Raw genomic sequence first — 1516 nt, forward strand, 5'->3', positions numbered from 1 at the left:
GCGTCGGCCACCGCCATCAGGCCGGAACTGCCGGCCGCCGCATAGGCAAGTTTCCCGCCACTCTTCAACTGCTTCGCGATGAGTTCGGCGGCGGCGGCGATCGCCGGAATGGCGCCGTGCACGGCCTTGGCGGCCTCGATCTGGGCGTTGGCCAGGAACGCCAGAATGGCTTCCGGGGCCTCGACATCCAGCCCCTCGGCATTCTGGTGAAGCGCTTCCGTGCGCGTCTCGGCCATCCATTTTCCTCCGACCTGAACGAACAATACCAAAAAAATACCACTTGTCCACACGCATTAACGAATTTCAGGTGGCGGAACTCGCTTTCCGGCAAATTAACGTGATTTTTCAATAAAATACGGCTTAATCTTTTTTGAACCGAAATTAACTCTTGGCTATTGGTATTTTATTGGTATTATCCGGCCCCGAGGAGAAATCGCGTGAAATTCGTGCTTGGCATCGATGGCGGCGGCACCAGCTGCAGGGCGGCCCTTGCGACCGTCGACGGCGTTGTCGTCGGCCGCGCCAAGAGCGGCGCCGCCAACATCCGCACCGATCTCACCGGCGCCCGCGCCAACATCATCGAAGCGGCCAGGCAGGCTTTCCTTGCGGCTGGCGCGGATCCGGATTTGATCCCGCAAACACCGGCCATTCTCGGGTTGGCCGGCGCCAATGTCGGCACCTACCGGCAGCAGCTCGAAGCAATCCTGCCCTTCAGCCGAAGCCGCGTCGAAACCGATGCCGAGATCGCGCTCGAGGGGGCGGTCGGCTCCGGTGACGGCGCCATGGCCATCCTGGGCACAGGCACCGCCTATATGGCGCGTAAAGAGGGCAAGTCCCGCGCCATCGGCGGCTGGGGCTTCCAGGTCGGCGACCAGGGCAGCGGCGCCCGCATCGGCCGCGACCTGCTGGAACAGACGCTGCTTGCCTATGACGGCATCCGTCCGGGCTCGCCCTTGACCGACGCCATGCTCGCGGTCTTCCGCAACAATCCGGAAGACGTGGTCGAATTCACCACCAACGCCAAGCCCGGCGATTTCGGCGGCTTCGCGCCGAAGGTTTTCGAGCATGCCGAAAAGGGCGATCTCGTCGCCAATTTCATCCTCGCCAAGGCTGTGGCCGATGTCGAGGCTTCGCTCGGAGCGCTCGATCTTGCCGACGACGCGCCGCTCTGCCTGCTCGGCGGCCTGGCGCCGCTTTACGCGCCGCGCCTTTCGGCGCGTTATCAGGCGCTGCTCAAAGCCCCGCTCGACGATGCGCTGGGCGGCGCCGTTCAGATGGCCGCGCGCGTCTTCGCCAATGGTTCGGAGGCCGCCCGATGAGCGCCGCCGACCAGATATTCGCCATGCTGAAACAATCCTCGCAGAGCGGCGCGCCGCTTTATCTGCAACTGCGGAAAAGCATCGAGGAAGCGGTCAATCGCGGCCTGATCGGTCCCGGCGACGCGCTGCCGTCGGAGCGCGACATCGCCAGCAAGGCCGATATCTCGCGCGTCACCGTGCGCAAGGCGGTGCAGGAC

At 64.1% G+C, this 1516-nt stretch carries 2 protein-coding genes and 1 pseudogene; 2 read left to right on the top strand and 1 reads right to left on the bottom strand.

The genetic code is table 11. The annotated features are described in order from the left end of the window. Window positions 1-236 (bottom strand): annotated as a pseudogene (locus EOA24_RS37650) (N-acetylmuramic acid 6-phosphate etherase); the annotation flags it as partial. A gap of 201 nt (window positions 237-437) precedes the next feature. Between EOA24_RS37650 and EOA24_RS37655 the strand changes: the two are divergent. Both EOA24_RS37655 and EOA24_RS37660 read left to right on the top strand, forming a co-directional pair. Beyond that, on the top strand, window positions 438-1319 hold the full coding sequence (locus EOA24_RS37655) for an N-acetylglucosamine kinase (protein WP_127410800.1): 882 nt from the start codon (window positions 438-440) through the stop codon (window positions 1317-1319). Next, window positions 1316-1516: GntR family transcriptional regulator (locus EOA24_RS37660; RefSeq protein ID WP_127410801.1), on the top strand; the 201-nt coding region annotated here is incomplete at its 3' end. The genes EOA24_RS37655 and EOA24_RS37660, both read left to right, overlap by 4 nt.

Origin of the sequence: Mesorhizobium sp. M2A.F.Ca.ET.039.01.1.1, from assembly GCF_003998035.1 — a bacterium.
GTDB lineage: Bacteria > Pseudomonadota > Alphaproteobacteria > Rhizobiales > Rhizobiaceae > Mesorhizobium.